Origin of the sequence: Ruegeria sp. ANG10 (genome assembly GCF_040705255.1) — a bacterium.
Lineage (GTDB): Bacteria > Pseudomonadota > Alphaproteobacteria > Rhodobacterales > Rhodobacteraceae > Ruegeria.
Map to the genome: position 1 here is coordinate 145,706 of NZ_JBFCVU010000003.1, position 26,544 is coordinate 172,249.

Here is a 26,544-nt window from a genome sequence, read left to right on the forward strand (position 1 = left end):
TGATAAAAGCATGGAACCGAAATCGCAAAATCGGTCTAACCGCTAGCTGCGCGAAAGCTCCTTTCCGCGACAGAAATTGGGTACGTCGCATTTCACAAGATGGTTTAGAGAAATCTAAATTGACGGACTGACAAACCTCAGAAGTTTTTACGCATCGCAACCGAATTCCCGGCCACCTCGGCTTCGATCCAACCGAGATGCGCGTAAATCGCCCTCGTATCTTTCATCAGACGATGGGTGCGCAGTTCCATATGGGTGCAGCCAGCCTCGCGCGCTTCGGCCTCGGCGTACGACAACAACTTTCCGGCAACTCCCTGCCCCTGCGCCGAAGGTGAGACAGCCAAGTTGACGATTTTCATCACAGCACCTAGTTGCGCAAAGATAATCACCCCTGCCAACCCATCATCGCAGTGGGCCAGGACCACGCGATGATCCGCTATATCCTGCGCCAAACCACCCGTCACATCAGGCAGATCATCAATGCTTTTGCGCGCTTTGGCATAAGCCACCCTGATGCAGTCTGTGACCGCCTCGACGTCATCCCGCGTAGCATCCGTGAAACGAATGACGGCCATTGATCCAATCTCCCTCTGCATCTGGCTGAAATAGCCCTCATAACGCTTGCACATAACCGCCGCGCGACCTAAGAGCCAGTCATGAGCCAGACATCCCATGACCGCCTTCTGATCATCGACTTCGGCAGCCAGGTGACGCAGCTGATCGCACGCCGCCTGCGCGAGTTGAATGTCTATTGCGAAATCCACCCCTACCAGAAAGTCACGATGGACTTTGTGCGCGAAATGGCGCCCAAGGCCGTGATCTTTTCAGGCGGGCCAGACAGCGTGACGCGCGAGGGGTCTCCCCGCGCCCCGCAAGAGATTTTTGACTATGGCGTGCCGATCCTTGGCATCTGCTATGGACAGCAAGTCATGATGCATCAGCTTGGCGGCAAGGTCGAAAGCGGTCACGGCACTGCCGAGTTCGGGCGGGCCTTTGTTACCCCTAAAAACCAACTGGATATTCTGAACGGCTGGTTCGCGGATGGCGACGAACAAGTTTGGATGAGCCACGGCGACCACGTCAGCGAAATCGCCCCCGGGTTCGAGGTCTTCGGCACCTCACCCAATGCGCCCTATGCCATTACGGCTGATACCAACCGTCACTTCTATGCCGTTCAGTTCCACCCCGAAGTTCATCACACGCCCAAAGGCGCGAAGCTGTACGAGAACTTCGTGAAACTGGCCGGGTTCCGCGGTGACTGGACCATGGGTGCCTATCGCGAACAGATGATCGAAAAGATTCGCGAGCAAGTCGGCGACAAAAAGGTCATCTGCGGCCTGTCCGGCGGCGTCGACAGCTCGGTCGCGGCGATCCTGATTCATGAGGCAATCGGAGATCAGCTGACCTGTGTGTTTGTCGATCACGGCCTGTTGCGCAAGAACGAGGCCGAAGAAGTCGTGGGCATGTTCCGCGACAACTACAACATTCAGTTGATCCACGCGGATGAAAGCGACCTGTTTCTGGGCGAGCTGGACGGTCAGTCCGACCCGGAAACCAAGCGCAAGATCATCGGCAAGCTATTCATCGACGTGTTCCAGAAACATGCCGACACGATCGAAGGGGCCGAATTCCTGGCCCAAGGCACACTCTATCCCGACGTGATCGAATCGGTTTCGTTCTCGGGCGGCCCCTCGGTCACTATCAAGTCGCACCACAATGTCGGTGGCCTGCCTGAAAAAATGGGTCTGAAACTGGTCGAACCCCTGCGCGAGCTGTTCAAGGACGAGGTCCGCGCCCTGGGCCGCGAACTTGGCCTGCCGCAGAGCTTCATCGGGCGCCACCCCTTCCCCGGGCCGGGTCTGGCGATTCGCTGCCCAGGCGAGATCACCCGTGAAAAACTGGAGATTTTGCGCGAAGCCGACGCCGTCTATATCGATCAGATTCGCAAACACGGTCTGTATGATGATATCTGGCAGGCTTTTGTTGCCATCCTTCCAGTGCGCACCGTCGGTGTGATGGGTGACGGGCGCACATATGATTATGCATGTGCGCTGCGGGCTGTAACTTCGGTCGATGGCATGACCGCCGACTACTATCCGTTCAGCCACGAATTCCTCGGTGAGACCGCCACGCGGATAATCAACGAGGTCAAGGGCATCAACCGATGCACTTATGACATTACCTCGAAACCTCCGGGAACGATCGAGTGGGAATAACAAAAAAGCCGGGCTTTGACCCGGCTTTTTTGTTTAAGTCCTGCCAGAAACCCATAGGTTTCAAATTAGAATTCCGCGAATCCCGCAGGCAGGTCAATGGATAGCAGCAAACCGCAGATCGGCAAGGCCGCGCTTTGGATGACGGGGGCAATTGCCTCTTTCTCATCGATGGCCGTTGCCGGCCGCGAATTGAGCGTGGCCCATGATACATTCGAAATCATGTTTTACCGCAGCCTCGTCGGCATCGTCGTTGTAGCGGTGATTCTGACACTGTCGCGCAAATGGGATCAGGTCTCGACATACAGACTGGGGCTGCACGGCGTCCGAAACCTGACGCATTTTATTGGTCAGAATTTGTGGTTCTACGCGGTAACTGTCATCCCTCTGGCACAGGTTTTTGCGCTTGAGTTCACGCAACCCATCTGGGTGATCCTGCTGTCTCCGTTGCTGCTGAACGAACGGCTAACACCTGTACGCGCGCTGTCTGCCCTGATTGGTTTTGCCGGTGTCCTGCTTATTACCCGCCCCGGTGCCGTGCCTTTGAGTGCTGGTATTCTAGCAGCAGCAATGTCTGCCGTATTCTTCGCGTTTACAACGATTTCCACCAAAACCCTGACCCGTTTTGCCAGCATTGGATGCATCATGTTCTGGCTGACCGTCATGCAGGCTGTCCTGGGATTGATGGCCGCGGGGATCGATGGGCAGATTACTCTGCCAACTGCAAACACGGCCCCCTTCCTGGTCTTGATTGGGTTGGCAGGGTTGCTGGCGCATTATTGTATTACCAACGCCCTGGCCATTGCGCCTGCGACCGTGGTTGTACCGTTCGATTTTGTCCGACTGCCCACAATCGCAGTGATCGGAATGATTCTGTACCACGAGCCACTGGACCACTGGACTCTGCTGGGGGCCGTCGTGATCTTTTCGGGCATCTTTTTGAACGTGCACGCCGAAAATCGTAACAGTTTGGCAACAGTTTCCCGACACACTCACCCTGAATAACGCACCGTCACTAGTTGACGGTAATATAACCCTCAAGAAAGTATCGGGCACCACAAGACAGATCGGCCTTCACCACTCGATAACCCGGTCTGAAAAACAGGACACCTTTTGGGAGGACAGAATGAAAAAAGCGCTTCTACAGGCGTGCGCGGTGTGCGTTGGGACAACAGGAGCTTACGCTGGCGGTCTGGATCGTAGCGGACAGGGTGTCAATATCCTGTTCGAAGAGGGATCCGTTGTACAATTCCGTCTCGGCTATACTGATCCAAGCGTAAGCGGCACTCAAAATGGTGTAGATTCCGGCAATGTTGCCGAGTCATTCTTCACACCGCATTTAGCCTATAAACATGCTTTTACAGACAGACTGGATTTCGCACTGGTCTATGATGAGCCGTTCGGTGCGGATATCGAGTATCCGTCAAACTACCCGTTGTCGATCAACCCGACGACGCCGTTTGGTGGGCGTACAGATGTTCTGCGCGCCAAAGCAGATGTGGACGCAATCACTGCGCTTGTTCGGTATAAATTCGACGGTGGCTTCAGCGCTATCGGAGGTCTGCGCGCGCAACGTTTGAAAGCCAACGTAGCCGTACCCGCTGCCGTGGGATACGAAGTCGACACAGATTCTGACATCGCATTTGGATATGTCGTCGGCGTCGCGTGGGAAAAGCCAGAAATCGCTGCACGTGTGGCTCTGACCTACAACTCAAAAATCACACACGACTTTTCGCAGACAGAATCATTCAACGTCGTGCCGCCTGTATTCCCACCTAGTGCGGTACTGGTCACAGCGGAAACCGAGTCTGAGATTGAATCACCTCAATCCATCAATCTGGATTTCCAAACCGGTGTAGCCCCCAAAACACTTCTGTTTGGGTCAATCCGATGGGTGGACTGGCCGCAGACTGTGTTTGCACCGCCAAACTATGTCAACATTGTCGGTGATAACCTTGTCGACTACGCAGATGATACGTTCACGTACACGCTGGGGCTCGGCTATCAGTTCTCAGAAGAATTCTCGGGTGCAGTTACTGCTGGGTATGAAACGTCCACTGGTTCCGAAGTCACCAATTTGGGCCCGACAGATGGGTTCTGGAGCCTTGGGCTTGGTGGAACTTACTCTCTTGAACGCGCGCAGATTTCCGGCGGTGTCCGGTATACTGACATTGGAGACGCCACCACCACCACGGGGGGAGAGTTCAGCGGCAACAGCGCTTGGAGTGTGGGATTCCAGATCACCTACTCGCTGGGCTGATCCACAACACAATGAAACCTTGAACCCCGCCCTACCGGCGGGGTTTTTCTGTGCGCGTTACCAAAGATTTCAACGACCCCGGCCATTGCAGGCACACAAGAACTTCGCGGTGCTGCAACCTTGGGCTATGGACAATCTTCCATTTCCAACGGCGGTGGCGATTACGGCACCTTCACCGGAGATTTCACTGGCACTTTGAGCTTCGACAACGGTCTGCATTGGGGCCTTGACGCCAAGTATTACAACACCGATCCCGACAATGTTTCCGGGGATGTTTCCCTTTGGGATCTGGGCGCGACGCTGAATTACCAAATTGATAACGGCGGCGTTCCGGGCGGCTACCTCGACTATACCGGACTCGAAGGCTGGATCGGCGAATCGGAAACATCCTCAAGCCTGCCAAACGGCACGGATCGGACCGATCTCGACGCACGAATCCGCTATCAAGCGTCGGACAATGCGGTATTCGGTGGTCACTATTTTCGCAGCGACGTTTCGGGTGGTGGTGTAAACCTTGATCTGTATTACGTCGGCTTGGGTGGTTACTACCGATTCAACAGCGGTTGGGGGACTTACGCCGGTCTCGTGCATCGGTCGTTTAGCGACCTTGATTTGGATTACACAATGCTGGGTATCGGCGTTGTTTTAACCTGCTTGAGACCAGCGAAATTCCCGGACAAGTGTCGCTAGAACTGGCCAGAACGGATTTCGATATCGGCGGTGCAAGCGGCGATATCGATACCCTTCGCTTTGGTCTGACATTCCCCCTTGGCGGTCCCACCTCCTCCACTCTGCTCAACAGCGCAGCCCGCGCGTCTTGATGACATTTTTGACCATTGGGCTGCTGAACATCGCCATTCCGTTTTCCGGGATGATTTGGGAGCAGTTGTATATCGATACCAGCTTGATCTCGTGCTAGAGAGGGCGGTTAGTTTAGTGGGGGGCTACCACTGTCAGACGGCTGTTCCCAAACCATTCTGGCACACGCGATTGACGCCACCCGCTGCCCGTTTTAGCAAGGTCGGAAAAAGGGATGGCGGACAATGATCTACGGCTCGGCAAAAGATTGGCGCGATGCGGCGCGAAAAAAGGTGCTGTTCTTTGGCATGTCGGGCCTGGGCAAAACCTATGTGTCGAACGTGCTGCGCGACTCGGGCGATTGGTTCCACTATTCCATCGATTACCGCATCGGCACCCGGTACATGGGCGAATACATAGCCGACAACGCCAAAGCCGAGGCGATGAAAATCCCGTTTCTGCGAGAACTGCTGTTGTCGGATTCAATCTTTATCGGCTCGAATATCTCGTTCGAAAACCTGACCCCCGTTGCCGCCTATTTGGGTAAGCCCGGAAATCCGGCGCTAGGTGGTTTGGAACTGCCCGAATACAAGCGCAGGCAGGAACAATTCCGGCAGGCGGAAATTCACGCGCTTCTGGATACCGAGTATTTCATCGACCGGGCACAACGCCTGTACGAATACCCGCATTTTATCTGCGACACCGGCGGGTCGATCTGCGAATGGGTAGACCCGGAAAATCCTACGGATCACGTGCTTTCCGAACTGTCCCGCCAAACCCTAATGATTTGGATTCAAGGGGATGAAGATCACACGGCAGAGCTGATCAGCCGCTTTGATAAAGCGCCCAAACCGATGTCTTATCAGCCTGAATTCCTGGTCCGTGTTTGGGACGACTATCTAACCCAACATAATTGCCGATCCGAGGATGTAGACCCCGACGCATTCATTCGCTGGACTTACGCGCAGGCGCTGGCGCATCGGCAGCCCCGCTATCAGGCCATGGCGGACAATTGGGGGGTGACAGTCACCGCGGATGACATGCAGAAGGTCCGTGATGCCGCTGATTTCGACGAGTTGATCGAACGCACCCTTGAGACCGGCGCAAACCGGGCTTAATTACCGCCTCTACACTGTAACTCCAAAGGCTTGCACCTGATGCCAATCAAGATCCCCTCTGACCTGCCCGCATTTGACGTTCTCACCCAAGAGGGCGTTTCGGTCATGGCCGAGGATCAGGCAATGCGTCAAGATATCCGTCCCCTCAGGATCGGGTTGTTGAATCTGATGCCCAAGAAGATTCAGACTGAAAATCAGTTTGCCCGCCTGATCGGGGCGACCCCATTGCAGATCGATTTGTCGCTGATCCGGATGACGGAACACCGCACCAAGAACACCGCGGCCGAGCACATGGCCGAATTCTATCGCCCCTTTCAGGAGGTGAAGGACGAGAAATTTGACGGGCTGATCATCACCGGTGCCCCGATTGAGCATCTGGAATTCGACAACGTCACCTATTGGGACGAAATGCGCGAAGTGTTCGAATGGACGCAGACCAATGTGCATTCTACCTTTGGTGTGTGCTGGGGTGGAATGGCGATGATCAATCACTTTCATGGCGTCAAGAAACATATGCTGGATGCCAAGGCGTTTGGTTGTTTCCGGCATGCGAACCTTAATCCGGCCTCGCCGTTCCTGCGCGGATTCTCGGATGATTGCGTGATTCCGGTCAGCCGCTGGACGGAAATGAAACAGAATGAGATTGATGCCGCTAGCGGTTTGGTAACCCTGCTGGGCAGCGACGATGTAGGTCCCTGTCTGGTCGAAGATCGGAACCATCGTGCCATCTATATTTTCAACCATTTCGAATATGACAGCGATACGTTGAAACAAGAATACGACCGCGATGTTGCCAACGGCACGCCGATCAACGTACCCATGAACTACTATCCGGACGACGATCCAAGCCAGACACCACAGAACAGATGGCGCAGCCATGCGCATTTGCTCTATGGCAACTGGATCAGCGAGATTTATGGCACCACGCCCTATGACATAAACCGGATCGGTGTTGACCAGACCGACCTGAGGGCCTGATCCGGTGATGCGCGTCGGCCTCATAGCTTTGACCTTGCTGGTCTTGCTGTGGGCCCTCGCACTCTGGCGCGCCGGTCGGAACGAAGCCCGCGCCGAAGCCGCCTTTCCTCCAGAAGGCCAAATTGTCGAAGTCGATGGTATCCCGGTGCATGCGGTGGTGATGGGTGAAGGCCCTGATGTTGTGCTGATCCACGGGTCCAGCGGCAACACGCGCGATATGACTTTTGCTCTGGCCCCGATCCTGGCAGAAAACTACCGTGTGATTGTATTCGACCGACCGGGTCTGGGGTATAGCGCCAGCTTCAATCCGGACGGTGAAACCATTGAGGAACAGGCAGAAATTTTGCAAAAGGCCGCGGCTCAACTGGGTGTGGAAAAACCTATCGTCGCGGGGCAAAGCTATGGCGGATCCGTCTCACTTGCATGGGCTGTTACGCGGCCAGACAATATCTCGGGGCTGGTCCTGATCGCAGCTGCCGCCATCCCGTGGGAGACACCTCTGGACGGGTTCAACACACTGGCGGCAACGCCCACCGGCAACGCCACCGCCCTGCCCTTGATTACTGCCTTTGTGCCCGAGTGGTACGTTGAAAAAGCTTTGGACAAGGTGTTCGCACCGCAAACCGCGCCCGAAGGATATGCCGACCATTTCGGCCCCGGGCTGACCATGCGCCGGGCCTCGATGCATGCAAATGCTAAACAGCGCGCCAACTTGCTGGAAGAAGTCCGCGCCCTACAACCGCGATACGGCGATATCGACGTGCCAACCGAGATCGTCCATGGCACCGCCGATGATACCGTTGGGCTGGGCTGGCATTCACATCGACTGATCGAACAAATCCCCGGCGCGGAACTGATTGAACTGCCCGGTATCGGGCACATGCCTCAAGTCGTTGCTGCACCCGAAGTTGCTGCCGCCATCGACCGCGCCGCACAACGAGCGGGTTTGCGTTAGGCCCGCCGCTAATCCATAGTAGGATATGGATTTTATGGCGAGGTAACACATGGCCCGTTCCGAAAAAGGCTCCATCGAAAAGTACTTTAAGAATGACGCCCCGAAAGAGGTGCGTTCGGCCATCGAAAAGTCCGAAAAAGGCGACATCCTGAACCCCACCTACCCTTACGACGAACGAATGAAGCGTAAGGAATACGAAAAACGGATCGAAAAGCTGCAGATTGAGCTGGTCAAGATGCAGTCCTGGCTCAAGGAAACTGACCATCGCATATTGCTTATTTTCGAAGGTCGGGATGCGGCAGGTAAAGGGGGCACGATCAAGCGGTTTCGCGAGAACCTGAACCCACGCGGCGCACGCAATGTCGCGCTAAGCAAACCCTCAGACACTGAGCGCAGTCAGTGGTATTTTCAACGCTATATCGCACATCTACCTGCCGCTGGTGAGATCGTGTTCTTTGACCGCAGCTGGTATAATCGCGGTGTTGTCGAGAACGTCTTTGGCTTTTGCACAGCAGAAGAACGCGAACGGTTTTTCCGACAGGTCCTGCCGCTGGAAACCGGTTTGGTGAATGACGGAATCAAACTGTTTAAATTCTGGTTGAATGTCGGCCGGGCGGAACAGCTCAACCGTTTTTTGGCGCGTGAAACCGACCCGCTGAAACAATGGAAACTCAGCCCGATTGATATCGCGGGTCTGAACAAATGGGATGAGTACAGCCAGTCGATCGAAGAAACCCTGACGCGCAGCCACACGGAACACTGCCCCTGGACCATCGTGCGATCAGACGACAAGAAACGCGCGCGGCTGGCGGCCATTCGTACGGTTCTGCACGCGCTGGACTATGACGAAAAGGACGAAGACGCCATCGGCGCGAATGACCCCGATATCTGTGGTGGGCCAGAGATTTGGGATGCGTGACAGGTGGTGGACGAATGCGTTTTCGCGAATTATGTCATGAATTCTATAACTTAAAAAAGGGCACCTGAAGCAGGAATGACAAAACGCGGGTATCACCACGGGAACCTGAAACAGGCTCTGATCGAGGCTGCGCTGTCTCTGATCGAAGAAAAAGGTCCGACCGGCTTTACCCTGTCTGAAGCTGCAAAAACCGCCGGCGTCACCCCCGCTGCGGTTTACCGGCATTTCCACGGGCGCGAAGACCTGATCGCCGAAGCCGCCCGGCAAGGGTTCGAGATGTTCTCGGATCTGATGCAATACGCCTATGACAAGGGCCAGCCCTCAGCGCTCGCCGCGTTCGAGGCAACAGGCCGAGCCTATCTGGCATTTGCCCGCAAGCACCCCGGCCATTACATCGCCATGTTCGAGAGCGGGATTTCGATCAATCGAACGCCTGAACTATCCTTGGCCGCAAACCGCGCCAAGGCAGTGTTAGAGAAAGCCGCCGCTGATCTGTCGCAACACATTCCGCCTGAAAAACGCCCGCCGGCATCCATGTTCAGTGCCCATATCTGGGCCATGAGCCACGGCGTAGTTGAACTTTATGCCCGCAACACTGGCGCCAGTTCCCCCTTTTCACCCGAAGATTTGCTGGAATCCGGCATTGGCATTTATTTGCGGGGTTTGGGGTTGGTGCCGCAGGACGACTGACAATCAGAACCTGCTCAGCGGCTGTGGCGCGCTGAGGCCCGAGGTGACGTTAATCAACTCCATTTCCCCCATGCCCTTGATATCCACACGTCCGATATCCGCGACCTGAAACTCATCAATCAAGGCAAATTTCATCTCTTCCGGGGCAACGATATTCATTGGGTTTGCAAAGACTTGCAGGCGCGAAGCAATGTTCACAGCCGGACCGAACACGTCATAGACGTATTTCTGTATTCCAACGACAGAGCCCACCGCAGCCCCCATACCAAGGCCAATCCGGGCCTGCCATTTATGCGGATGGCTTTCATTTCGCCGCTCCAGATACCGCAGGAAACGAACCGCACAATGGGCCACGGCCGTGGCATGATCCGGCGTGGCATCCGGCATGCCGGAGACAGCCAGATAGGCGTCACCGATGGTTTTGATCCGCTCGCATCCGAATTGTTCGACGATACGGTCGAACGCGGTGAAAATGTCATTCAACTCGCTTAACGTGACGGTTGGATCGGTCTTGGCGGCGAAATCAGTAAAGCCCACAAAATCCAGCATGACCACCGACACCTGATCATATAGCTGCGGCGTGACGACACCGAAGGTCTTGAACTCTTCGTACACTGCCCGCGGCATAAGGTTCAGCAACAACCGCTCGACACGCTCTTTCTCGCGCTCCAATTCTCGTGTGTTGCGTTCGACCATGGTCGAGTAGCTGTCGATCATGCTTTCCAGTTCGCGAATGCGGGTGATGTTCTGGCATTCCACGACCAGAACCTGTTCGGACAAGCCGTTCGCCAGGGATACAGCCGTTGCGAAAATCAGCGTCCTGCGTTTTGGCTTGATCTGCAATTCAACTGTATAACGAAGCCCCGATTGCTTGACGTCGTCTAATTCGCGGGGTTCCAGCGATGGGATCAAATCCAGCAAAGTCTGCCCTTCGGTCGGGGTTCCAAACCATTCGGCAAACGGCCCGTTGTGAAACACAAAACTCAGGTCTGAGGCGCGAACGACGGCCACGCCAACACCAATCGCCCGCAGCAATTGTTCGTTTATCGCTAAAATACTCATGCGGCGTCACGGGCAACAATAATTGCGCGTTTGGATTCAATGGCATTCAAGGCGATCTTGATGTGTCCGTCTTCCATACCGTGCATGGAAAGCGCTTCGGCAAACAGCTCGGCCATCTCATCAAAATCCGCATGAGAGATTTTCAGGTGCCGATGGACGGCCTCGATCCTGTCATCGCTAAAGGACGCAGGACCACCAACCAGTGAAGACACGAATTTGGTCTGATGATCGATCAGACGTGGCATGTCTATGTCTTCGAAATGGCCGCCGATCTGATCGGAATCCAATGCCATTTCATAGAATGTCATCACGATCCGACTGATCGTTTTGAAGCCACCATATCTTTCATAGATTGTCTGCCCCACACCACTCACCCAAGCGTTAACCAAAAAACAACACTGCAACCTTATATCAAGTTGACAGTTTTGTTAACGCTTATACGAGGGTTCACGGTCCAACATTCACAAACACCTGTTGGACGTCCTGTAAGAGACGCTATACGTTCAGATCGTCGGCGCAGGGGATGAAACCCGCAAAGCCACCTTGTGCCAGAAGCCTGTCCTGCCCGCCTGCGCGCCAATACAGTTTGCGCCGCGCGGCCTGCAGCTCGCGCCGGATGCGGAACCCCAATGGCCCCTTATCTAAACCGCTGTTGGTTTTCTGATCCTGCGACCGCTCACTGACCTTTACAGGTTCGGCAGTCTGTTCCTGCTGCTTGGACCACATCATCTGCACCCCTACCGCGGGAAAACATTGACACATGCGCCAGTCAGGACGTGGGAGCGAGATAAAGTCGTCCAGATGGTCCGAATACTCCTCGGACCAGGACAGCAGTTTCCGACAGGCCGCTTGCGTCAGAATGTAGGCAGCAGAACTGGGGGCCATTTCCAACATTGGGCGAACCGGAACGTCCGCAATCGACTCAAGCGGCCCAAACCGCATCGAACGTGGCGAATAATCCAGTTTGATCAGATCAAAAACTGCATCATCTGCCAGCAAAGCCGCGATGACGGCCCCGGCCTGAGCCGACATTTCAACGTCATCCTCAAAAATCGCAACCCTGCTCAGGTTCTGATCCACAGCAACCTGCCAAACGGCGCGGTGGCTTTCAAAGCAGGCGATTTCGCTTTGTGTCAGCCCCCATCGGGTGCCGGCGCCGGGAACGTAGCAATTGCCATCCAGTGCGCCGGGTTGCTGACCGTCCACTGCGCTGAACCGCTGTGAGCCATGCAATCCTGTTTCGGCGAACTGACCTTCCATGAACTCAGCCCGCTCGGGCACCCGATCAAGGTTGATAAAATAGGCAGCAGCTCCCGATGGCAGTTCGTAATGTCCCACGGCGCATCCTTTCAAACACTGTCGTCAGATACACACCGCTGAGCCGGACAATCAACCCCACCAGAGTATGACTGCGCTGCCCATTGTTTGCAACGTAAGGCAGGAAGGGCTGATCGCCCTTCCTGCTGATCCGATCAAGCGCTGATCGTGTTGTGTTCAGGGCCATAGGGGAAGCCGGTGATGTTCTCGGCACCAGATTCCTCGACCACCAGAATGTCATGCTCGCGATACCCGCCAGCACCTTTCTGGCCTTCGGGTATCCACAGCATCGGCTCGATGGATACAACCATGCCCGGCTCCAGAACCGTGTCGATGTCTTCACGCAGCTCAAGCCCGGCCTCGCGACCGTAATAGTGGCTGAGAATGCCGAAGGAATGGCCATAGCCGAACGAGCGGTATTGCAGCAAACCTTCGTCAGCAAAGAACCGGTTGATCTCTTCACAGATGCCAGAGCAGGTCGCGCCGGGTTTGATCAGGCTCAGGCCCAGCTCATGCGCGGCGACATTCGCCTTCCAGATGCGCAGGCTTTCGGCGTCGGGTTCCCCCAGGAACAGGGTGCGTTCCAGCGCAGTGTAATAGCCCGAGATCATCGGGAACGTGTTCAGCGACAGGATATCGCCCTTTTGCAGCGCCCGTTTTGTGACCGGGTTATGCGCCCCATCGGTATTCAGACCGGACTGGAACCAAACCCACGTGTCGCGATATTCGGCGTCTGGATAGGCGCGCGCAATCTCAGCCTCCATCGCATCACGACCGGCCATGGCGATCTCAATCTCGGTCGCGCCTTCGCGGATCGCGGCGTGGATTGCCGCGCCACCGACATCAGCCGTACGCGCACCACCTTTGATCAGCTCGATCTCTTCCGCGGATTTCACCATGCGCGCAGCCATCGTATCCGGTGCGATATCGACCAGTTCCGGCACACCCAGCATGTCCAACGCCGTATCGCGCATCGCCAGTGTCATGTGATCACCCTCGATACCGATCCGGCCCACAGACCCAATCAGGCTGGCCACAGCGCGCCAATAGTTGTTCCGCTGCCAATCGGTATAAATCACATTCTCTTCGACCGAGCGCCGCCAAGGCTGGCCCGCGTCAATATTCGCCGAAACCGTAGTGCAGCTGTCCTGGGTCACAACACAGCCATAGGGGCGCCCAAAGGCGCAATATAAAAAGCCCGAGTAATAGGCAATGTTGTGCATCGATGTCAGCAGCACCGCTGGGATATCACGCGCCGCCATCGTCGCTCGAAGGCTGGCCAGACGCCGGTCATATTCTGCCTTGCTAAACGGCAGCGGGGCTTTGTCACCGTTATGGCTGGTGAAGAACTCGGGGCGATTGATCAGGTCTTTCATCATCTCTCTCCTCAATGCCGGACAGGCAAAGCCCGGCCACAAGTCCCGGCGTTCAGGACAAGCGGCCTCGGGAACCGAGAGCCATGCGCCCCGCGTTGCGTCACGACGCCATCGTGACCGAGGTGCATGGTGAAATCGCTAAATCAGCTTTCGAGTCGCGTCAAGCCGGGCTGAGACCCCGCAAGCGCTCAGACCGACGCCGCAGCAGTTCGACCGTGGTCAGCAGCGCAATCGAAATCACCACAAGAATGGTCGCAACCGCCAGAATGGTCGGGCTGATCTGCTCACGCAGGCCAGTGAACATCTGCCAGGGCAACGTTTTCTGACTGGCTGAACCGACGAATAGAACCACCACAACCTCGTCAAACGACGTGATAAAGGCAAACAAACCACCCGAGATTACGCCGGGCAAGATCAACGGCATCTGAATTTTGAAGAAGGTCCGTACTGGCCCTGCCCCCATATTCGCCGCGGCCCGCGTCAGGGATCGGTCAAACCCGACCAACGTCGCTGTCACCGTAATGATAACGAACGGAATACCCAGAACCGCATGCGCCAGAACAACTTTGATGTATCCGACAAAGTTCTTGTCCATGCCCAATGTTCCTTCCATGAAACGACCGATGTCGCTGTAGAAAAAGAACATACCCGTAGCCGAAATGATCAGCGGCACAATCATGGGCGAGATCAGGATACCCATGATCGCCCGACGACCTGGCACGTGCGACTGGCTGAGACCAATCGCTGCCAACGTCCCCAGTGAAACCGAAATGACAGTCGCGATTGGCGCGATAATCAGCGAGTTTTTGAAGCTGCGCTGCCATTCATTGTTGGTGAAGAAATCACGGTAGTGCTTCAGCGAGTAGCCTTCGGGGTCCAAACGCAGCATCTCAGGCGTGAAGGTAAAGAAATCCTGCGCGTTGAACGACAGTGGCAGAACCACAAGGATGGGCGTGATCAGGAACACGAAGATTGCGCCACAGATAACCCGAAACAGGTAATGTCCGAACACCTGCTGGCCAGTCAAATAGGGCAGCAGCCTTTGCCTATAGCGCCCCTCGTACAGCCAGAAGATGAAGAAGGCAAAGAACCAACCGGCCAGTAAGCCAACGATCAGTCCCGTGAACCCGGCGAACAGTAAACCGACCACACCCAGCCCAAGAATGGTGATCCAGCGCGCAACGCGTTCGTTATCCAGCACCGTGATATAGACCCAGGCCAGCGCCGCCATGAGCGCGGCGCCTATCAGGATGCCCAGCAGGACACTGCCCTGCCCGGCCCCGACGAACATGCCGAGGAAACCTCCGGCGGCGGCTACTGTGGGCAGAACCATCGACAACGGCTTGCGGGATATTGGTGTAAGTGCTGCCATGATATTTATCCCAGTTTCACGTTATCGATGCCTACGATCTTGTCGTAGCACCAGTACAGAAGCATAACGACCGCAAGCAGGATCGTACCCAACGCCGCAGCCAGTCCCCAGTTCAACGAGGACGAAATGTGATACGCAATCCGGTTCGAAATGAATACACCTTTGGTGCCACCCACGATCTCGGGCGTGATGTAGTAGCCGATGGCCAGAATGAACACGAGGATCGACCCAGCCCCAATTCCCGGAACGGATTGGGGGAAGTAAATCCTCCAGAAGGTGGTCCAGTTCGTGGCCCCCATCGACTTGGCCGCACGGGTGTAAGACGGCGGGATCGTCTGCATCACCGAATACATTGGCAGGATCATGAACGGCAGCAAGATATGCGTCATCGCGACGATTGTACCGATCTGGTTGTTGATAATTACAAGTCGCGCATCGTCTGCGACCAACCCAAGCCAAACCAGAGTTTCGTTAATGACGCCTTGTTGTTGCAGCATCACTTTCCATGCCGAAGTCCGCACCAACAGTGATGTCCAGAAGGGCAACAGCACCAGGATCATCAGCATGTTCGAAACACGCATCGGCAAATTCGCCAACAGATAGGAAACCGGATAAGCCAGCAGGATACAGGACCCAGTGATGATCAGGGACATGAACAGGGTACGGCCAAACAGCTTTACAAGTATCTGCTTGTCTTCCGGCTGCGCAGCCACGCCGTCAGGCGTCAGCCTCAGATCGACGGCGGCAAGAAAATAACCGGGGGTCACGTTTCGGGAATGGGTCTTGATCACGCGCCAGTTCTCAACGTCCCCCCACCCCTTGTCCGCGTCAATAAGCTTTTCTTTGAACGGGGCATCCGCTTCGGGGTCCCATTTGCGGATCTTCCGACCGGTTTTACGGAACAGGGACGAGATGCCCGGTTCTTCGTAGTTCAACCGTGATCCCAACCGGGTGTGTTTCTTTTCAGCAACCGCAATGATCATGTCATTGACAAAGGCGTCATAGACGGCCTCGTCCGGCAGTTCGCCGCTTTTTTCATCCCAACTTTCCAACGCCACGACCGTCAGAGGCAGCGTTCTTTCCACGATGCTGTTTTCCACCGAGCGGAACAGCATCGACGCAATCGGAATTATGAAAGAGAACAGAACGAACAGAAGAAGGGGCGCAATCAATAACAGAGCGCGCAGCTTTTGCCGTCGTAGTGAACGTGCCAGAGATTGCTTGAGCGGCGTTCCGTCCGCGGCCAGCATCGGTCCTGCGTTTTGGCTTACGTCTGTCATCAGTGCCCCTTGATTTTATGGGTCAAGGGGCAGCGAACTGCCCCCTGACTGGTTTTTTGAACTTGAACGGTTACTGAGACAGCCAGGCCTGGAAACGTGCGTCCAGATCATCGCGGTAGTCAGCCCACCATTCGTAGTTGTTCACAAATGTGTTTTTCGCATTGCGTGGATCGGTCGGCATGTGCGGTGCCATGTCGATACCCAGATCGGCGTGCTTATCGACCAGAGGCGCCGAGGATTTACGTGCCGGACCATACGAGATGTATTTTGCCTGATCCGCCAGACGCTGCGTATCGGACGAGAACCGGATGTAGTCCAAGGCCCGTGCCTCGCGCTCAGGGCTCAGACCAGCTGGGATCGCCCAGCCGTCCAGATCGAACATCTGCCAGTCCCAAGCCATGCCAACAGGCTGATTCTGCTCGACAATCATCGAGAACAGACGGCCGTTGTAGGTGGACCCCATAAAGATTTCGCCATCAGCCAAAAGCTGAACCGGCTCGGCCGCGGCCGACCACCAGATCGTCTGGTCCTTGATCGTGTCCAGCTTGGCCAGCGCACGTTCAATACCCTCTTCTGTTTCAAGCGTGTCGTATACGTCTTCGTAGGCTACGCCATCACAAAGCAGAGCCCATTCCATATTGGCGATTGGGCGTTTGTTGAGCGCGCGTTTGCCAGGATACTTCTCGAGGTCGAATACGTCACATGCTCCAGTCGGGGCGTCTACGCCTTCAGGCACCATATCGGTGCGATAGCCGAAGGTTGTCGAGTACACGATCGTCGGGATGTAGCAAGGCGAGACAAGCTGATCGCCAAAGTCCTCAGACGCTGGTGTTCCATCAGGCGCAGGGGCCAGATGCACGTCGGGGTCGATTTCAATAATCAGGCCTTCGTCGCATGCGCGGATATTGTCAGCGGCTTCAAGATCAACAACGTCCCACGTGACGTTGCCCGCCTCGTTCATGGCGCGCAGCTTGGCAACACCTTCGGGCGAGCTGTCATCATTCAGAATGGTAACACCGGTCTTTTCCGAATAGGGTTCGTGATACGCTTTCAGCTGCGATTTGGAATACGCTCCGCCCCACGAGACGATTGTCATCTCTTCGGCCATAGCGCCACCAGCAATTGCGGCAACCGCACTCGCCAGTAGAGTGGTTTTGGTAACTTTCATTGTTAACTCCCTGTTATTCCCGTTAATTTTAGCTTTTCAGATCAGGTCACGGGGTGCCTGATCATCTGATACCCCGCGCGTCCGGGCAGAGCGCGCGGGTATTTCCCTGCTCAGGCGTCCAGCGCCCGGCAGTCATGGGCTAGCCAGCCGATTTCGACCTCTTGGCCCGGCTGCAGTTTTACCGCATCCGGCGCGTTCCGGGTTTTGATGATGAAATCGTCGTTCCCCGCAACAGACAGACGGAAACGGAACACGTCGCCCATATAGATGAATTCTTTGACCGTTGCCTTCAGCGTATGCGCATCTGCGTGCAGACGGTCTTTGTTGAACTCGACCCGTTCGGGACGGATGGAAACCTTGGTCCGATCACCTGGGTTGTGGACGTTCACCGGCTTTGCATCAATCTCGGACCCATCGTCCAGCGCAACTACGCAGGAATCGCCGTCGATGGATTTAATAACGCCTTCCAACGTATTGTTTTCGCCAATAAACTGCGCAACGAAGCTATTTTCGGGTTCTTCGTACAGAAGATCAGGTGGGGCCAATTGCTGAATGCGCCCATCGTCAAACACCGCGACACGGTCCGACATCGTCAAAGCTTCGGTCTGGTCGTGTGTCACATAAACCGTGGTGATCCCAAGCTCATGCGCCAGTCGGGTGATTTCAAACTGCATATGTTCGCGCAGCTGTTTGTCCAGCGCGCCCAGCGGTTCGTCCATCAGCACCAGTTCCGGTTCGAAGACCAGCGCCCGCGCCAAGGCGATACGCTGTTGCTGACCACCCGAAAGCTGCGCCGGGCGGCGGCTGCCAAAGGCCCCCATCTGAACCATATCCAGCGCGCGTTTGACCTTTTCCTCGCGCTGATCCTTGCCCATTTTCCGCACTTCCAAAGGAAAGGACAGGTTTTCGGCCACGGTCATGTGCGGAAACAGGGCATAGTTCTGGAAAACCATCCCGATGCCACGTTTATGCGGGGGGATATTGTTGATCGGTTTCCCGTCTAACATGATCTCGCCATGCGTGGCGGTTTCAAACCCTGCCAGCATCATCAGACAAGTTGTCTTACCGGACCCTGACGGGCCCAACATTGTCAGAAACTCACCTTTTGGCAATGAGAGGTTTAGATCTTTTACAACGAGTATTTCACCATCATACGACTTTTGGACACGTTGAAATTCGACGAACGCAGCGTCATTGGACATATACCGACTTGGCTCCCTGTGCGGTCTGTTGGTTGCCCGGTTTATCCGGATCTCAAAGACCATTGGGGACATTTAAGGCCATGCAAGGCGCGCCACGCAACCCAAAATTTTTCGGCAGCCCGACTATTTTCAAAAGCATCCGGGCTGTCATTCGGCCAAGTTCAGTTCCCGCATATGCCATGCAAGGCTTTGATTGCTGGACAAAACCGGTTTTCCCAAGCGTTCCTGAATCTCTGGGATTGCATCAAAAGTTCTTAGATTCGTGCAGCTTAGAAAAATAGCTTCAACCGAAGAATCAGCCCCAAGCTTGAGCGCTGCATCAACCACCGAGCGCCGGGAAATGCGCACAACTTTCGATTCTTCGGCCTCTCCAAACGAGCCGAAAACATCCATTGATACCCCATTTTCGGCGAATGCCCGACGTAACGGTTCGTTAACATCTTCGATATATGGCGACAACAGAGCGAATTTTGAGACCCCCAAATGCGCCGCACAGGCTGATGCAGCACGCAACGGATTTGTGACCACGGCTGTATTGCAGGTCTCTTGCACCATACGCTCGACCTGCTCGGACCCGATGACCGAACTGGCGGATGTGCATCCATATCCAACCACCTTGTAGGGGCGGATTTTCGGCAGCAAATCCGCCGCTGCGGGCAAAGCCCTTTCCATTTGCGCCAAGGTATCGGTCGTAACCTCTGTCCCACTTGGAATACGCGAGACATAGATCGGACAGGTTCGATCGGCGAAATAGGCATTGAACTCGGGCTCTATGGTCTCATCCGTTTGCAAAACGATTAGGCCCATTGGTGAGGCAGCTGGATCATCCGCATCCAACGTATAGGGAAGATAACTCATATCTGGGGCAACTCCGGGCCGACTCTTGGGCTGATAAAACGCGGTGCGCCTTCGGTAATGACGATATTTTCTTCGTGAACCAGGATTTTGTCGCCTACGGCGATACCAGGCTCCAATGTCAGGACCATACCGGGTTCCAATACCGTGTGATCCGACGGGATCAGTGAGGGCCATTCCGTCAGCGACATGCCAAGGCCATGTCCCAACCTCCCTGCTCCGGTGTATTCGCTGTTTCGGGACAAGATCGCGTTCATTGCGTGGAACAGATCAGCTGCTGTCGCGCCTGGGCGTGCGGCTTCGAACCCCGCGTCAGATGCTTCGATCAACGTGGCATAAGCGTCGCGCACCTGCATGGTTGCCTGCCCGATCGACCAATTGCGGTCATAATCGCAAAAATACCCGTCCCACACCAAGCCCGTGTCCAGCATCAGAATATCGCCCGGAACCAACGCGGCTGAACGGGCTGGAGAGATCACATCGGCGTACCCGCCCTGCTCGGCCCCGCCAGCAAGATACGGCACCCAATCCGCGCCTTCTTCAAGGCACAGCATCTGGAAACGGCGAAACACCTCGTCCAGAGCAACACCAGCACCGGCGATTTCGGGCACGCGTTGAAAGGCCCTGCCCCCGATTGCGCAGGCGGTTTCGATCTTGGCGATCTCTGCATCGGATTTCACCATCCGCAGCGCGCGGAGAATACCGCAGTCGCTGCCCAGACGACGGGAACCCAAGCTATCTTGCAACCTGTTAAGATCGGCCAGAGGCATGCGAACATGGGTCTCATGCCCGTCCGGCGAACCGATTACCGCATCTGCAGGGCAGATCTCGCACAAGGCGTCGGTCAGCAGGCTGATACCATCGTCGGTCAAGTCCGGTGCGCTCCAGGTGCGGATGTCTTCGATCCAGGTTGTCGCCATCAATGCCGCCCCAATCGATGGGATGACGGCGATCGGTTTGCCAGTTGCGGGCACGATCAGGAACCATGGGCGCGTCGGGCTTTCCCAGAACCGGGTCAGATACCCTGTAAAATAGCGAACCTCGGGTTCTGTGGTCAGCAACAGCGCCGTTAGCCCCTCTCGCGCCATCCGATGTTGCGCACGTTCGGTCCGAGACTGGAATTCGGACGCTTCAAAGCCCCTCATTCGGCAATCTCGGAGATAATGCACAGCACACGAGCATCTGGACCGATGCCCAGACCCGCCCTCGCATCCGCATTCATCACGGCGGCAACCCCTGCCCCGCCCGACGCCGTCGTAGCGATGCCAGTATCGGCCATTGCGGGAAGATGTTCAGTCACCTGCTCATCGGTCAGGGTCAGGAAACTGTCGGCATCCCGGGCCAATCCATTCAGGGCAATCAGAGATGGTTCCTTGCAATCGAGACGTCCCATGACGCTGTCCGGGCCATCGGCAAACACGCAGGCCCCGGCCTCAATACTGGCTTGCAAGGCCGGAGCTGCATTAGGTTCGACCACGATGATCTGCGGTTCTTGCCCCCAAGCCGTCCTCATATAGGCTGCGGCCGCTCCGGCCAAACCACCAACACCGGCCTGAAGCATGATATGGGTCGGCACTTGCGGGCATTGGCGCACAGCTTCGGCGGCCATCTGCAAATACCCTTCCATCAGAGTATGCGGCAGCTCGTAATACCCCTCCCACGAACTGTCCGACAGCAATATCCATCCGTTATCCTGCGCAGCTTTACTCGCGGCCTCCATGCTGGCGGCATAGTCCACGCCCTCGCGCACAACATCAGCACCCTGAGCGCGCAGGCGTTCGGCAAAACTTTCGGGTACGGTATCTGCGATGTAGACGACAGAATTGGCCCCGAAACGGCGCGCACCCGACGCGACGCTTAGGCCGTGATTGCCTGCGCTGGCGGTGACATAGGTCCGACCCGCCAGTGTCGAGGCGTCCGGGTTTTCCGCGATATCCGCCGCATGGCGTGCAATGACATAGGCCGCGCCCAAGGCTTTGAACGACCCCAAATCCATCCGACCGCGTTCATCCTTTGCCCACAGGTGTGCGACATCGGCCAACCCCTTCACTTCGGTCAGAGGCGTTTCTTTGTCCGACAGGCAGCGGGCGATCAATTCTGACGCGCGCGCAACGTTGGTCGAAGGGTACGGTGCGGCTTCGATCAGTTTCTGGCCGCCGCGATGAGGGTTGGATGTGATTTTCAATTGAGCGTCTTTCCTGAGTTGCCCATTGACGTGATCGGATTCGTCAAGTTCTGTCAACAAAACTCGACCACCACAGGAGGACCTCATGGCCCACGCCAACCCGGCCTTCAGCCCATCTGAATACGACCGTCGGCTGGCAAAGACGCGCGCCGCCATGGCCGCAGCCGGGCTGGACGCTTTGTTTATCGAAGATCCGTCCAACATGGCGTGGCTGACGGGGTATGAGGGTTGGTCTTTTTACGTCCATCAAGGCGTTCTGGTGATGCATCATCAGGACCCGGTCTGGTGGGGCCGTAACCAGGATGCCAACGGCGCGCGGCGCACGGTCTGGATGAAAGACGACCGAATTCACGGATATGCGGACCACTATGTGCAATCGACCGTCCGCCATCCCATGCAAGATCTCGCAGCATTGATCCGCGACTGTGGGCTTACTGCCAGCAAGATCGGCGTCGAATTGGATAACTACTATTATTCGGCCAAGGCGCATCTCACCTTGATGGCCGAACTGCCGCAGGCCGATTTGGTTGACGCGAACGGGCTGGTGAACTGGCAACGCGCAGTGAAATCCGATGAAGAGATTGCCCTGATGCGCAAGGCCGCGCGTATCTCAGAACACGTTATCGACGGCGTCATTGACCGGATCGAACCCGGCCTGCGTAAGAACGAACTGGTCGCGCAGATTTACCACGATGCGATCCTGGGTGTGGGCGAGGATTGGGGGGACTATGCCGCCATCGTGCCGCTGCTGCCTTCGGGCTCGGATGCTGCCGCCCCGCACCTGACATGGGACGGCGCACCTTTCAAATCCGGCGAGTGTACGTTCTTTGAGCTATCCGGTTGCTACCGCCGCTATCACATCCCCTTTTGCAGGTCGGTCTTTCTGGGTCAGCCGCCGGAATACCTGTTGCGGGCCGAGGCGGCGCTGGTCGAAGGGCTTGAGGCTGGACTAGACGCCGCCCGCGCGGGCAATCAGGCCCGCGATATTGCGCTGGCCCTGGCCGCCCCATTGGAACGTGCCGGAATCGAACGCGGTGCGCGATGTGGCTATCCGATTGGCCTCAGCTATCCGCCGGATTGGGGCGAGCGCACCATCTCATTGCGCCCCGAGGATGAGACCGTTCTGGAACCCGGAATGACCTTCCACTTTATGCCCGGCCTCTGGATGGACGACTGGGGGCTTGAAATCACCGAGTCGATTCTGATTACCGAAACCGGACCCGCAGAATGCTTTTGCAACCGGCCCCGAAAGCTGTTCGTAAAGCCATGACCCTACTGAGAACCACGGAAATCCTTGCCGACCTGATCGCCTTTGAAACGGTATCCGCTGACAGCAACCTTGAGATTATCCGCTATCTGACCGACCACCTTGAGGCTTTGGGCGCGCGCTGTATTGAAACGCGGGACGCGACCGGGAAAAAGGCCAATGTCTTTGCCACGCTTGGCCCGGATATGGCGGGCGGCATCCTGCTGTCAGGTCACACGGATGTGGTGCCGGTGGCTGATCAGGACTGGGCCACGAACCCGTTTGAGATGACCAAGAGAGACGGCAAACTCTATGGTCGCGGCACCTGTGACATGAAAGGGTTTATTGCCGCCGCGCTGGCATTTGCCGAAACGCTGGATGTAAGCAAACTGACCCAACCGTTGCATTTCGCCTTTACCTATGACGAAGAAACCGGCTGTCTGGGCGCGCAGAACCTTGTCAGTGACCTATCCGAGCGCGGCATCGTGCCAGACATTGCCATCATCGGCGAACCGACCGAGATGCGCGTGATCGAGGGACACAAAGGTTGCTTTGAATACACCACCAGTTTCGTCGGGCTTGAAGGGCATAGTTCGGCCCCTGATGACGGCGTCAACGCGGCAGAATACGCGGCGCGCTATATCGCTAAGCTGCTGGAACTGCGTCATATCCTGAAATCGCGAGCGCCAAAGGGCAGCCTGTTTGAGCCGCCTTGGACCACGGTCAATGTCGGGCGCATCTCAGGCGGGGTCGCCCATAACGTCATCGCCAGCAAAGCCGAGGTCGCGTGGGAAATGCGCCCGGTGCAATCCAGCGACGCCGAATTGGTCAGAAACACCCTATCGGATTACGTCAAATACAGCTTGTTGCCCGAAATGCAGGCCGTCCACCCCGACGCGAGCATCACACAGGAAGCGGTGGCCGAGGTCGAAGGGCTTGAGGCCATGGACGAAAACGCCGCGCGCGAGCTGGTGGCCGAACTGACCGGCGCCAATGGCACCGGCGTCGTCGCCTTCGCCACCGAGGCCGGTCTGTTTCAGCAACTGGGCGTGCACGCCATTGTCTGCGGGCCGGGCTCGATCACCCAAGCGCACAAGGCGGATGAGTATGTCGAAATCGAACAACTTGATCTTTGCTGCCGAATGCTGAACCGCTTGGGCCGCCGCCTGATCGCTTAATCAGTCCCGTGCTTGCGGTCATAGGCCGAGCGTGCGGGTTGCACATGCGCTGCGCGTGCGTCCTCGCCCGGATCATAGACCTCCATCACCAGCGGATAGCAGGCGGCAGCGTCCGAGGAATGCTCAGAAGAACAATCCCCTCCGGGACAGGCTGAAAGACCGACGATCAGGTCGATCTCGGCGAAGAACTCAAGATAGTCGCCGGGGCGCACCGGGCTGGCCTTCATGAAATACTGCCCGGTGTCTCGGGTGAACCCGGTACACATGAACACGTTCAGAACGTCATGCACTAACATCTCGGCCTCGTACAACGGCAAGTCGCAATGACTGGCCAGCGCACGGGTCAGGTTGGAATGGCAGCAATAGTGGTAATCATCGCCGGTCAACAACCGTCCCGTATAAGGATCGCAGCGCGTGCCGATCACGTCATGAACCGAGCCGCCGAACGCGTCGAACCCGTACCAATCCAACGTATCATCGATGACAGTCGCCATCGGGCGCATGTTGGGAAAGCTCGACCACATGCGATCCCCGGTCGACAGATGGGTGCCGTGCAGAGCGCGGGTTTTGCCGGAATAGAACCGCTCGGACAGGTCGTGCTTGTTCCACATGTTCAGATCGCCGACCTGCGGACCATCAACAGACAAGACCCGAACAAACGCCCCGGCGGGCACGTCGATACAGGCCGCATCACGTGGGGCAGCGATGACTTCGGCCGTCTTGCCGGCCCCCTGACGCAGCTTAGCCAACGCGGTCAGGTCCGGTTGCGTCAACGTCTCGGGCGGGTAGCAGATGACCGGCTGGATAGCCTTGCGGTCATCTGCATCCGTTGGTGCCGCGAAGTTCGGGTTTTCCAGTTTCATCAACGCTCTCCCCATACTTTGGCACAGGCTTAGCGCATAATGAACGGGTTCGCCATCGGCTCTTGCGCAGTGTTGATCCAGGTTGTTTTTGTTCGGGTATAGTCCAGTATCGCCTCAACCCCGGCCTCACGCCCATAGCCCGATTGGTTAAACCCTCCAAAGGGTGCAATTGGTGAGATCGCTCGGTATGTATTCACCCAGCAAATCCCCGCCCGGATTCGTTTCGACACCCTATGCGCCCGCGCGAGATTCTGCGTGAACACTCCGGAACCCAAGCCGTAGGACGTGCTGTTCGCCAGCGCGATCGCCTCATCCTCGGTATCAAACGGAAGCAAAGACATCACCGGCCCGAACATTTCGACCTTCAACGTCTCCGTGTCGGGTGAGGCGCACTGCACTAGGGTCGGTTTCATATAGTTGCCCGGCCGATCCGCGATCTCACCGCCAAATCGGATCGACGCGCCCTGCCCGCGTGCCTTGGCGAGCGTTTCCTCGATCCGTCGCACCTGTGCCGCAGTACACAACGGCCCCACATGCGTTTCCGCCTGCAGCGGATCACCCAGTCGTATATCACTGGCCTTCTGCTCTATCCGCTCAATCAACGGTTCCAGAATGGAGCGATGCACCAACCCCCGTGTCCCTGCAACACAGCTCTGACCCGAGGCACCAAAGTTTCCAGCGATCAGACCGTTAGCCGCACCGTCCAGATCGGCATCTTCAAACACCAAAATTGGGGATTTACCGCCCAGTTCCAACGAGGTGACAGCAAAGTTCTCGGCCGAGTTGCGCACCACATGCCGCGCGGTCTCTGGCCCGCCGGTAAAGGCGATCCGGTCAATATCCGGGTGGCGGGTCAGTGGAATGGCACAGTTTTCAGCATCGCCCGTGATAACCGAGACGACACCGGGCGGAAACCCAGCCTGTTCAATCAACCGCGCAAACTCCAGCATCGGCGCCGGCGCAATTTCCGAGGCTTTTAGAACAACTGAGCATCCCGCCGCCAAAGCCGGCCCCAGCTTTGTCGCGGTCAAAAACATTTGCGCGTTCCACGGCACGATGGCCGCGACAACTCCAATGGGTTCGCGAGTTGTAAAGACGTGCATATCGGGCTTGTCGATGGGCAGCACCGTGCCTTCGACCTTATCCGCCAGACCTGCGAAATAGCGGTAGTAGTCCGCAACATAACCCGTTTGTGCCGAGGTTTCGGCCAGCAGCTTGCCGCTGTCCGTTGTCTCCAACTCTCCCAACTTAGGCGCATGTTCAGCCACCAGATCGGCCAGCCGGTACAACAGCTTGCCACGCGCGGTCTGCGTCATATCCCGCCACGCCGGATCGTCCAGAACGCGTTTGGCAGCCGCAACAGCGCGATCGACATCCCCGGCCGAGGCGCAAGCGAACGTGGCCCATCCCTGCCCGGTCGCGGGGTTCTCTGATGTCATGACCTGAGCGTCTGATCCTTCGGACCACTCGCCATCAATGAACAGTTGAAAATGCGGAAGATTTCCCATG

General features: G+C 56.5%; 25 protein-coding genes. 11 read left to right on the forward strand and 14 right to left on the reverse strand.

Annotated features, from left to right (window positions below):
- Positions 1–137 precede the first annotated feature (137 nt).
- A complete protein-coding gene (locus tag AB1A64_RS07885; RefSeq protein ID WP_366550900.1) occupies positions 138–575 on the reverse strand; it encodes a GNAT family N-acetyltransferase in 438 nt (145 codons plus the stop codon).
- Positions 576–656: 81 nt separating this feature from the next.
- Here AB1A64_RS07885 and guaA point away from each other — a divergent pair, with 81 nt between their 5' ends.
- From guaA to AB1A64_RS07930, 9 genes are all read left to right on the forward strand, one after another.
- Positions 657–2,216 (forward strand): glutamine-hydrolyzing GMP synthase, encoded by a 1,560-nt coding sequence (guaA, locus tag AB1A64_RS07890; RefSeq protein WP_366550901.1) that lies wholly within the window; start codon positions 657–659, stop codon positions 2,214–2,216.
- A 96-nt stretch (positions 2,217–2,312) separates the two neighbouring features.
- On the forward strand, positions 2,313–3,218 hold the full coding sequence (locus tag AB1A64_RS07895; RefSeq protein ID WP_366550902.1) for a DMT family transporter: 906 nt from the start codon (positions 2,313–2,315) through the stop codon (positions 3,216–3,218).
- Positions 3,219–3,339: 121 nt separating this feature from the next.
- Positions 3,340–4,473, forward strand: coding sequence for an outer membrane protein transport protein (locus AB1A64_RS07900; protein ID WP_170513720.1), 1,134 nt, complete (start codon positions 3,340–3,342; stop codon positions 4,471–4,473).
- A gap of 120 nt (positions 4,474–4,593) precedes the next feature.
- Positions 4,594–5,163: a hypothetical protein gene (locus AB1A64_RS07905; protein ID WP_366550903.1), complete on the forward strand. Its 570-nt coding sequence runs from the start codon at positions 4,594–4,596 to the stop codon at positions 5,161–5,163.
- A gap of 353 nt (positions 5,164–5,516) precedes the next feature.
- Positions 5,517–6,389 (forward strand): ATPase, encoded by an 873-nt coding sequence (locus AB1A64_RS07910; protein WP_366550904.1) that lies wholly within the window; start codon positions 5,517–5,519, stop codon positions 6,387–6,389.
- A 39-nt stretch (positions 6,390–6,428) separates the two neighbouring features.
- Positions 6,429–7,367 (forward strand): homoserine O-succinyltransferase, encoded by a 939-nt coding sequence (gene metA, locus AB1A64_RS07915; protein WP_366550905.1) that lies wholly within the window; start codon positions 6,429–6,431, stop codon positions 7,365–7,367.
- A gap of 7 nt (positions 7,368–7,374) precedes the next feature.
- Positions 7,375–8,322, forward strand: coding sequence for an alpha/beta hydrolase (locus AB1A64_RS07920; protein WP_366550906.1), 948 nt, complete (start codon positions 7,375–7,377; stop codon positions 8,320–8,322).
- Between the two features lie 49 nt (positions 8,323–8,371).
- Entirely contained in the window at positions 8,372–9,241 is an 870-nt protein-coding gene (gene ppk2, locus AB1A64_RS07925; protein WP_366550907.1) for a polyphosphate kinase 2, read from the forward strand.
- A 75-nt stretch (positions 9,242–9,316) separates the two neighbouring features.
- Positions 9,317–9,931: a TetR/AcrR family transcriptional regulator gene (locus AB1A64_RS07930; protein WP_170348518.1), complete on the forward strand. Its 615-nt coding sequence runs from the start codon at positions 9,317–9,319 to the stop codon at positions 9,929–9,931.
- A 3-nt stretch (positions 9,932–9,934) separates the two neighbouring features.
- Here AB1A64_RS07930 and AB1A64_RS07935 read toward each other — a convergent pair whose 3' ends face one another.
- From AB1A64_RS07935 to AB1A64_RS07985, 11 genes are all read right to left on the reverse strand, one after another.
- Positions 9,935–10,993 (reverse strand): adenylate/guanylate cyclase domain-containing protein, encoded by a 1,059-nt coding sequence (locus tag AB1A64_RS07935; protein ID WP_366550908.1) that lies wholly within the window; start codon positions 10,991–10,993, stop codon positions 9,935–9,937.
- Positions 10,990–11,358 carry a group 1 truncated hemoglobin gene (locus AB1A64_RS07940; RefSeq protein ID WP_366550909.1) on the reverse strand — a complete coding sequence of 123 codons (369 nt, stop codon included), beginning with the start codon at positions 11,356–11,358 and terminating at the stop codon, positions 10,990–10,992. The genes AB1A64_RS07935 and AB1A64_RS07940 overlap by 4 nt, the downstream gene beginning before the upstream one ends.
- A 130-nt stretch (positions 11,359–11,488) precedes the next feature.
- Positions 11,489–12,331: a glycosyltransferase family 25 protein gene (locus AB1A64_RS07945; RefSeq protein ID WP_366550910.1), complete on the reverse strand. Its 843-nt coding sequence runs from the start codon at positions 12,329–12,331 to the stop codon at positions 11,489–11,491.
- A gap of 134 nt (positions 12,332–12,465) precedes the next feature.
- Positions 12,466–13,686 (reverse strand): aminopeptidase P family protein, encoded by a 1,221-nt coding sequence (locus tag AB1A64_RS07950; RefSeq protein ID WP_366550911.1) that lies wholly within the window; start codon positions 13,684–13,686, stop codon positions 12,466–12,468.
- Between the two features lie 160 nt (positions 13,687–13,846).
- Positions 13,847–15,058 carry an ABC transporter permease gene (locus AB1A64_RS07955; protein ID WP_366550912.1) on the reverse strand — a complete coding sequence of 404 codons (1,212 nt, stop codon included), beginning with the start codon at positions 15,056–15,058 and terminating at the stop codon, positions 13,847–13,849.
- Positions 15,059–15,063: 5 nt separating this feature from the next.
- Positions 15,064–16,338 (reverse strand): ABC transporter permease, encoded by a 1,275-nt coding sequence (locus tag AB1A64_RS07960; protein ID WP_366550913.1) that lies wholly within the window; start codon positions 16,336–16,338, stop codon positions 15,064–15,066.
- A 70-nt stretch (positions 16,339–16,408) separates the two neighbouring features.
- Complete coding sequence (locus AB1A64_RS07965) at positions 16,409–17,506, reverse strand: ABC transporter substrate-binding protein (RefSeq protein ID WP_366550914.1); 1,098 nt, start codon at positions 17,504–17,506, stop codon at positions 16,409–16,411.
- Positions 17,507–17,616: 110 nt separating this feature from the next.
- A complete protein-coding gene (locus tag AB1A64_RS07970) occupies positions 17,617–18,708 on the reverse strand; it encodes an ABC transporter ATP-binding protein (RefSeq protein ID WP_366550915.1) in 1,092 nt (363 codons plus the stop codon).
- A gap of 147 nt (positions 18,709–18,855) precedes the next feature.
- Positions 18,856–19,566 carry an aspartate/glutamate racemase family protein gene (locus AB1A64_RS07975; RefSeq protein WP_366550916.1) on the reverse strand — a complete coding sequence of 237 codons (711 nt, stop codon included), beginning with the start codon at positions 19,564–19,566 and terminating at the stop codon, positions 18,856–18,858.
- Positions 19,563–20,708 carry a Xaa-Pro peptidase family protein gene (locus AB1A64_RS07980; RefSeq protein WP_366550917.1) on the reverse strand — a complete coding sequence of 382 codons (1,146 nt, stop codon included), beginning with the start codon at positions 20,706–20,708 and terminating at the stop codon, positions 19,563–19,565. The genes AB1A64_RS07975 and AB1A64_RS07980 overlap by 4 nt, the downstream gene beginning before the upstream one ends.
- Positions 20,705–21,748, reverse strand: coding sequence for a pyridoxal-phosphate dependent enzyme (locus AB1A64_RS07985; protein WP_366550918.1), 1,044 nt, complete (start codon positions 21,746–21,748; stop codon positions 20,705–20,707). Before AB1A64_RS07985 ends, AB1A64_RS07980 begins: the two co-directional genes overlap by 4 nt.
- Before the next feature lie 85 nt (positions 21,749–21,833).
- On the opposite strand from AB1A64_RS07985, the gene AB1A64_RS07990 reads away from it, so the two are divergent.
- Together AB1A64_RS07990 and argE are read left to right on the forward strand one after the other, a co-directional pair.
- Complete coding sequence (locus AB1A64_RS07990) at positions 21,834–23,018, forward strand: M24 family metallopeptidase (protein ID WP_366550919.1); 1,185 nt, start codon at positions 21,834–21,836, stop codon at positions 23,016–23,018.
- Positions 23,015–24,172 (forward strand): acetylornithine deacetylase, encoded by a 1,158-nt coding sequence (gene argE, locus AB1A64_RS07995; protein ID WP_366550920.1) that lies wholly within the window; start codon positions 23,015–23,017, stop codon positions 24,170–24,172. Before AB1A64_RS07990 ends, argE begins: the two co-directional genes overlap by 4 nt.
- Here the strand turns inward: argE and AB1A64_RS08000 are convergent.
- Positions 24,169–25,035 carry a DUF1989 domain-containing protein gene (locus AB1A64_RS08000; RefSeq protein ID WP_366550921.1) on the reverse strand — a complete coding sequence of 289 codons (867 nt, stop codon included), beginning with the start codon at positions 25,033–25,035 and terminating at the stop codon, positions 24,169–24,171. The two genes, argE and AB1A64_RS08000, sit on opposite strands and share 4 nt — an antisense overlap.
- Before the next feature lie 29 nt (positions 25,036–25,064).
- Complete coding sequence (locus tag AB1A64_RS08005) at positions 25,065–26,543, reverse strand: aldehyde dehydrogenase (RefSeq protein WP_366550922.1); 1,479 nt, start codon at positions 26,541–26,543, stop codon at positions 25,065–25,067.
- Position 26,544: the final 1 nt, after the last annotated feature.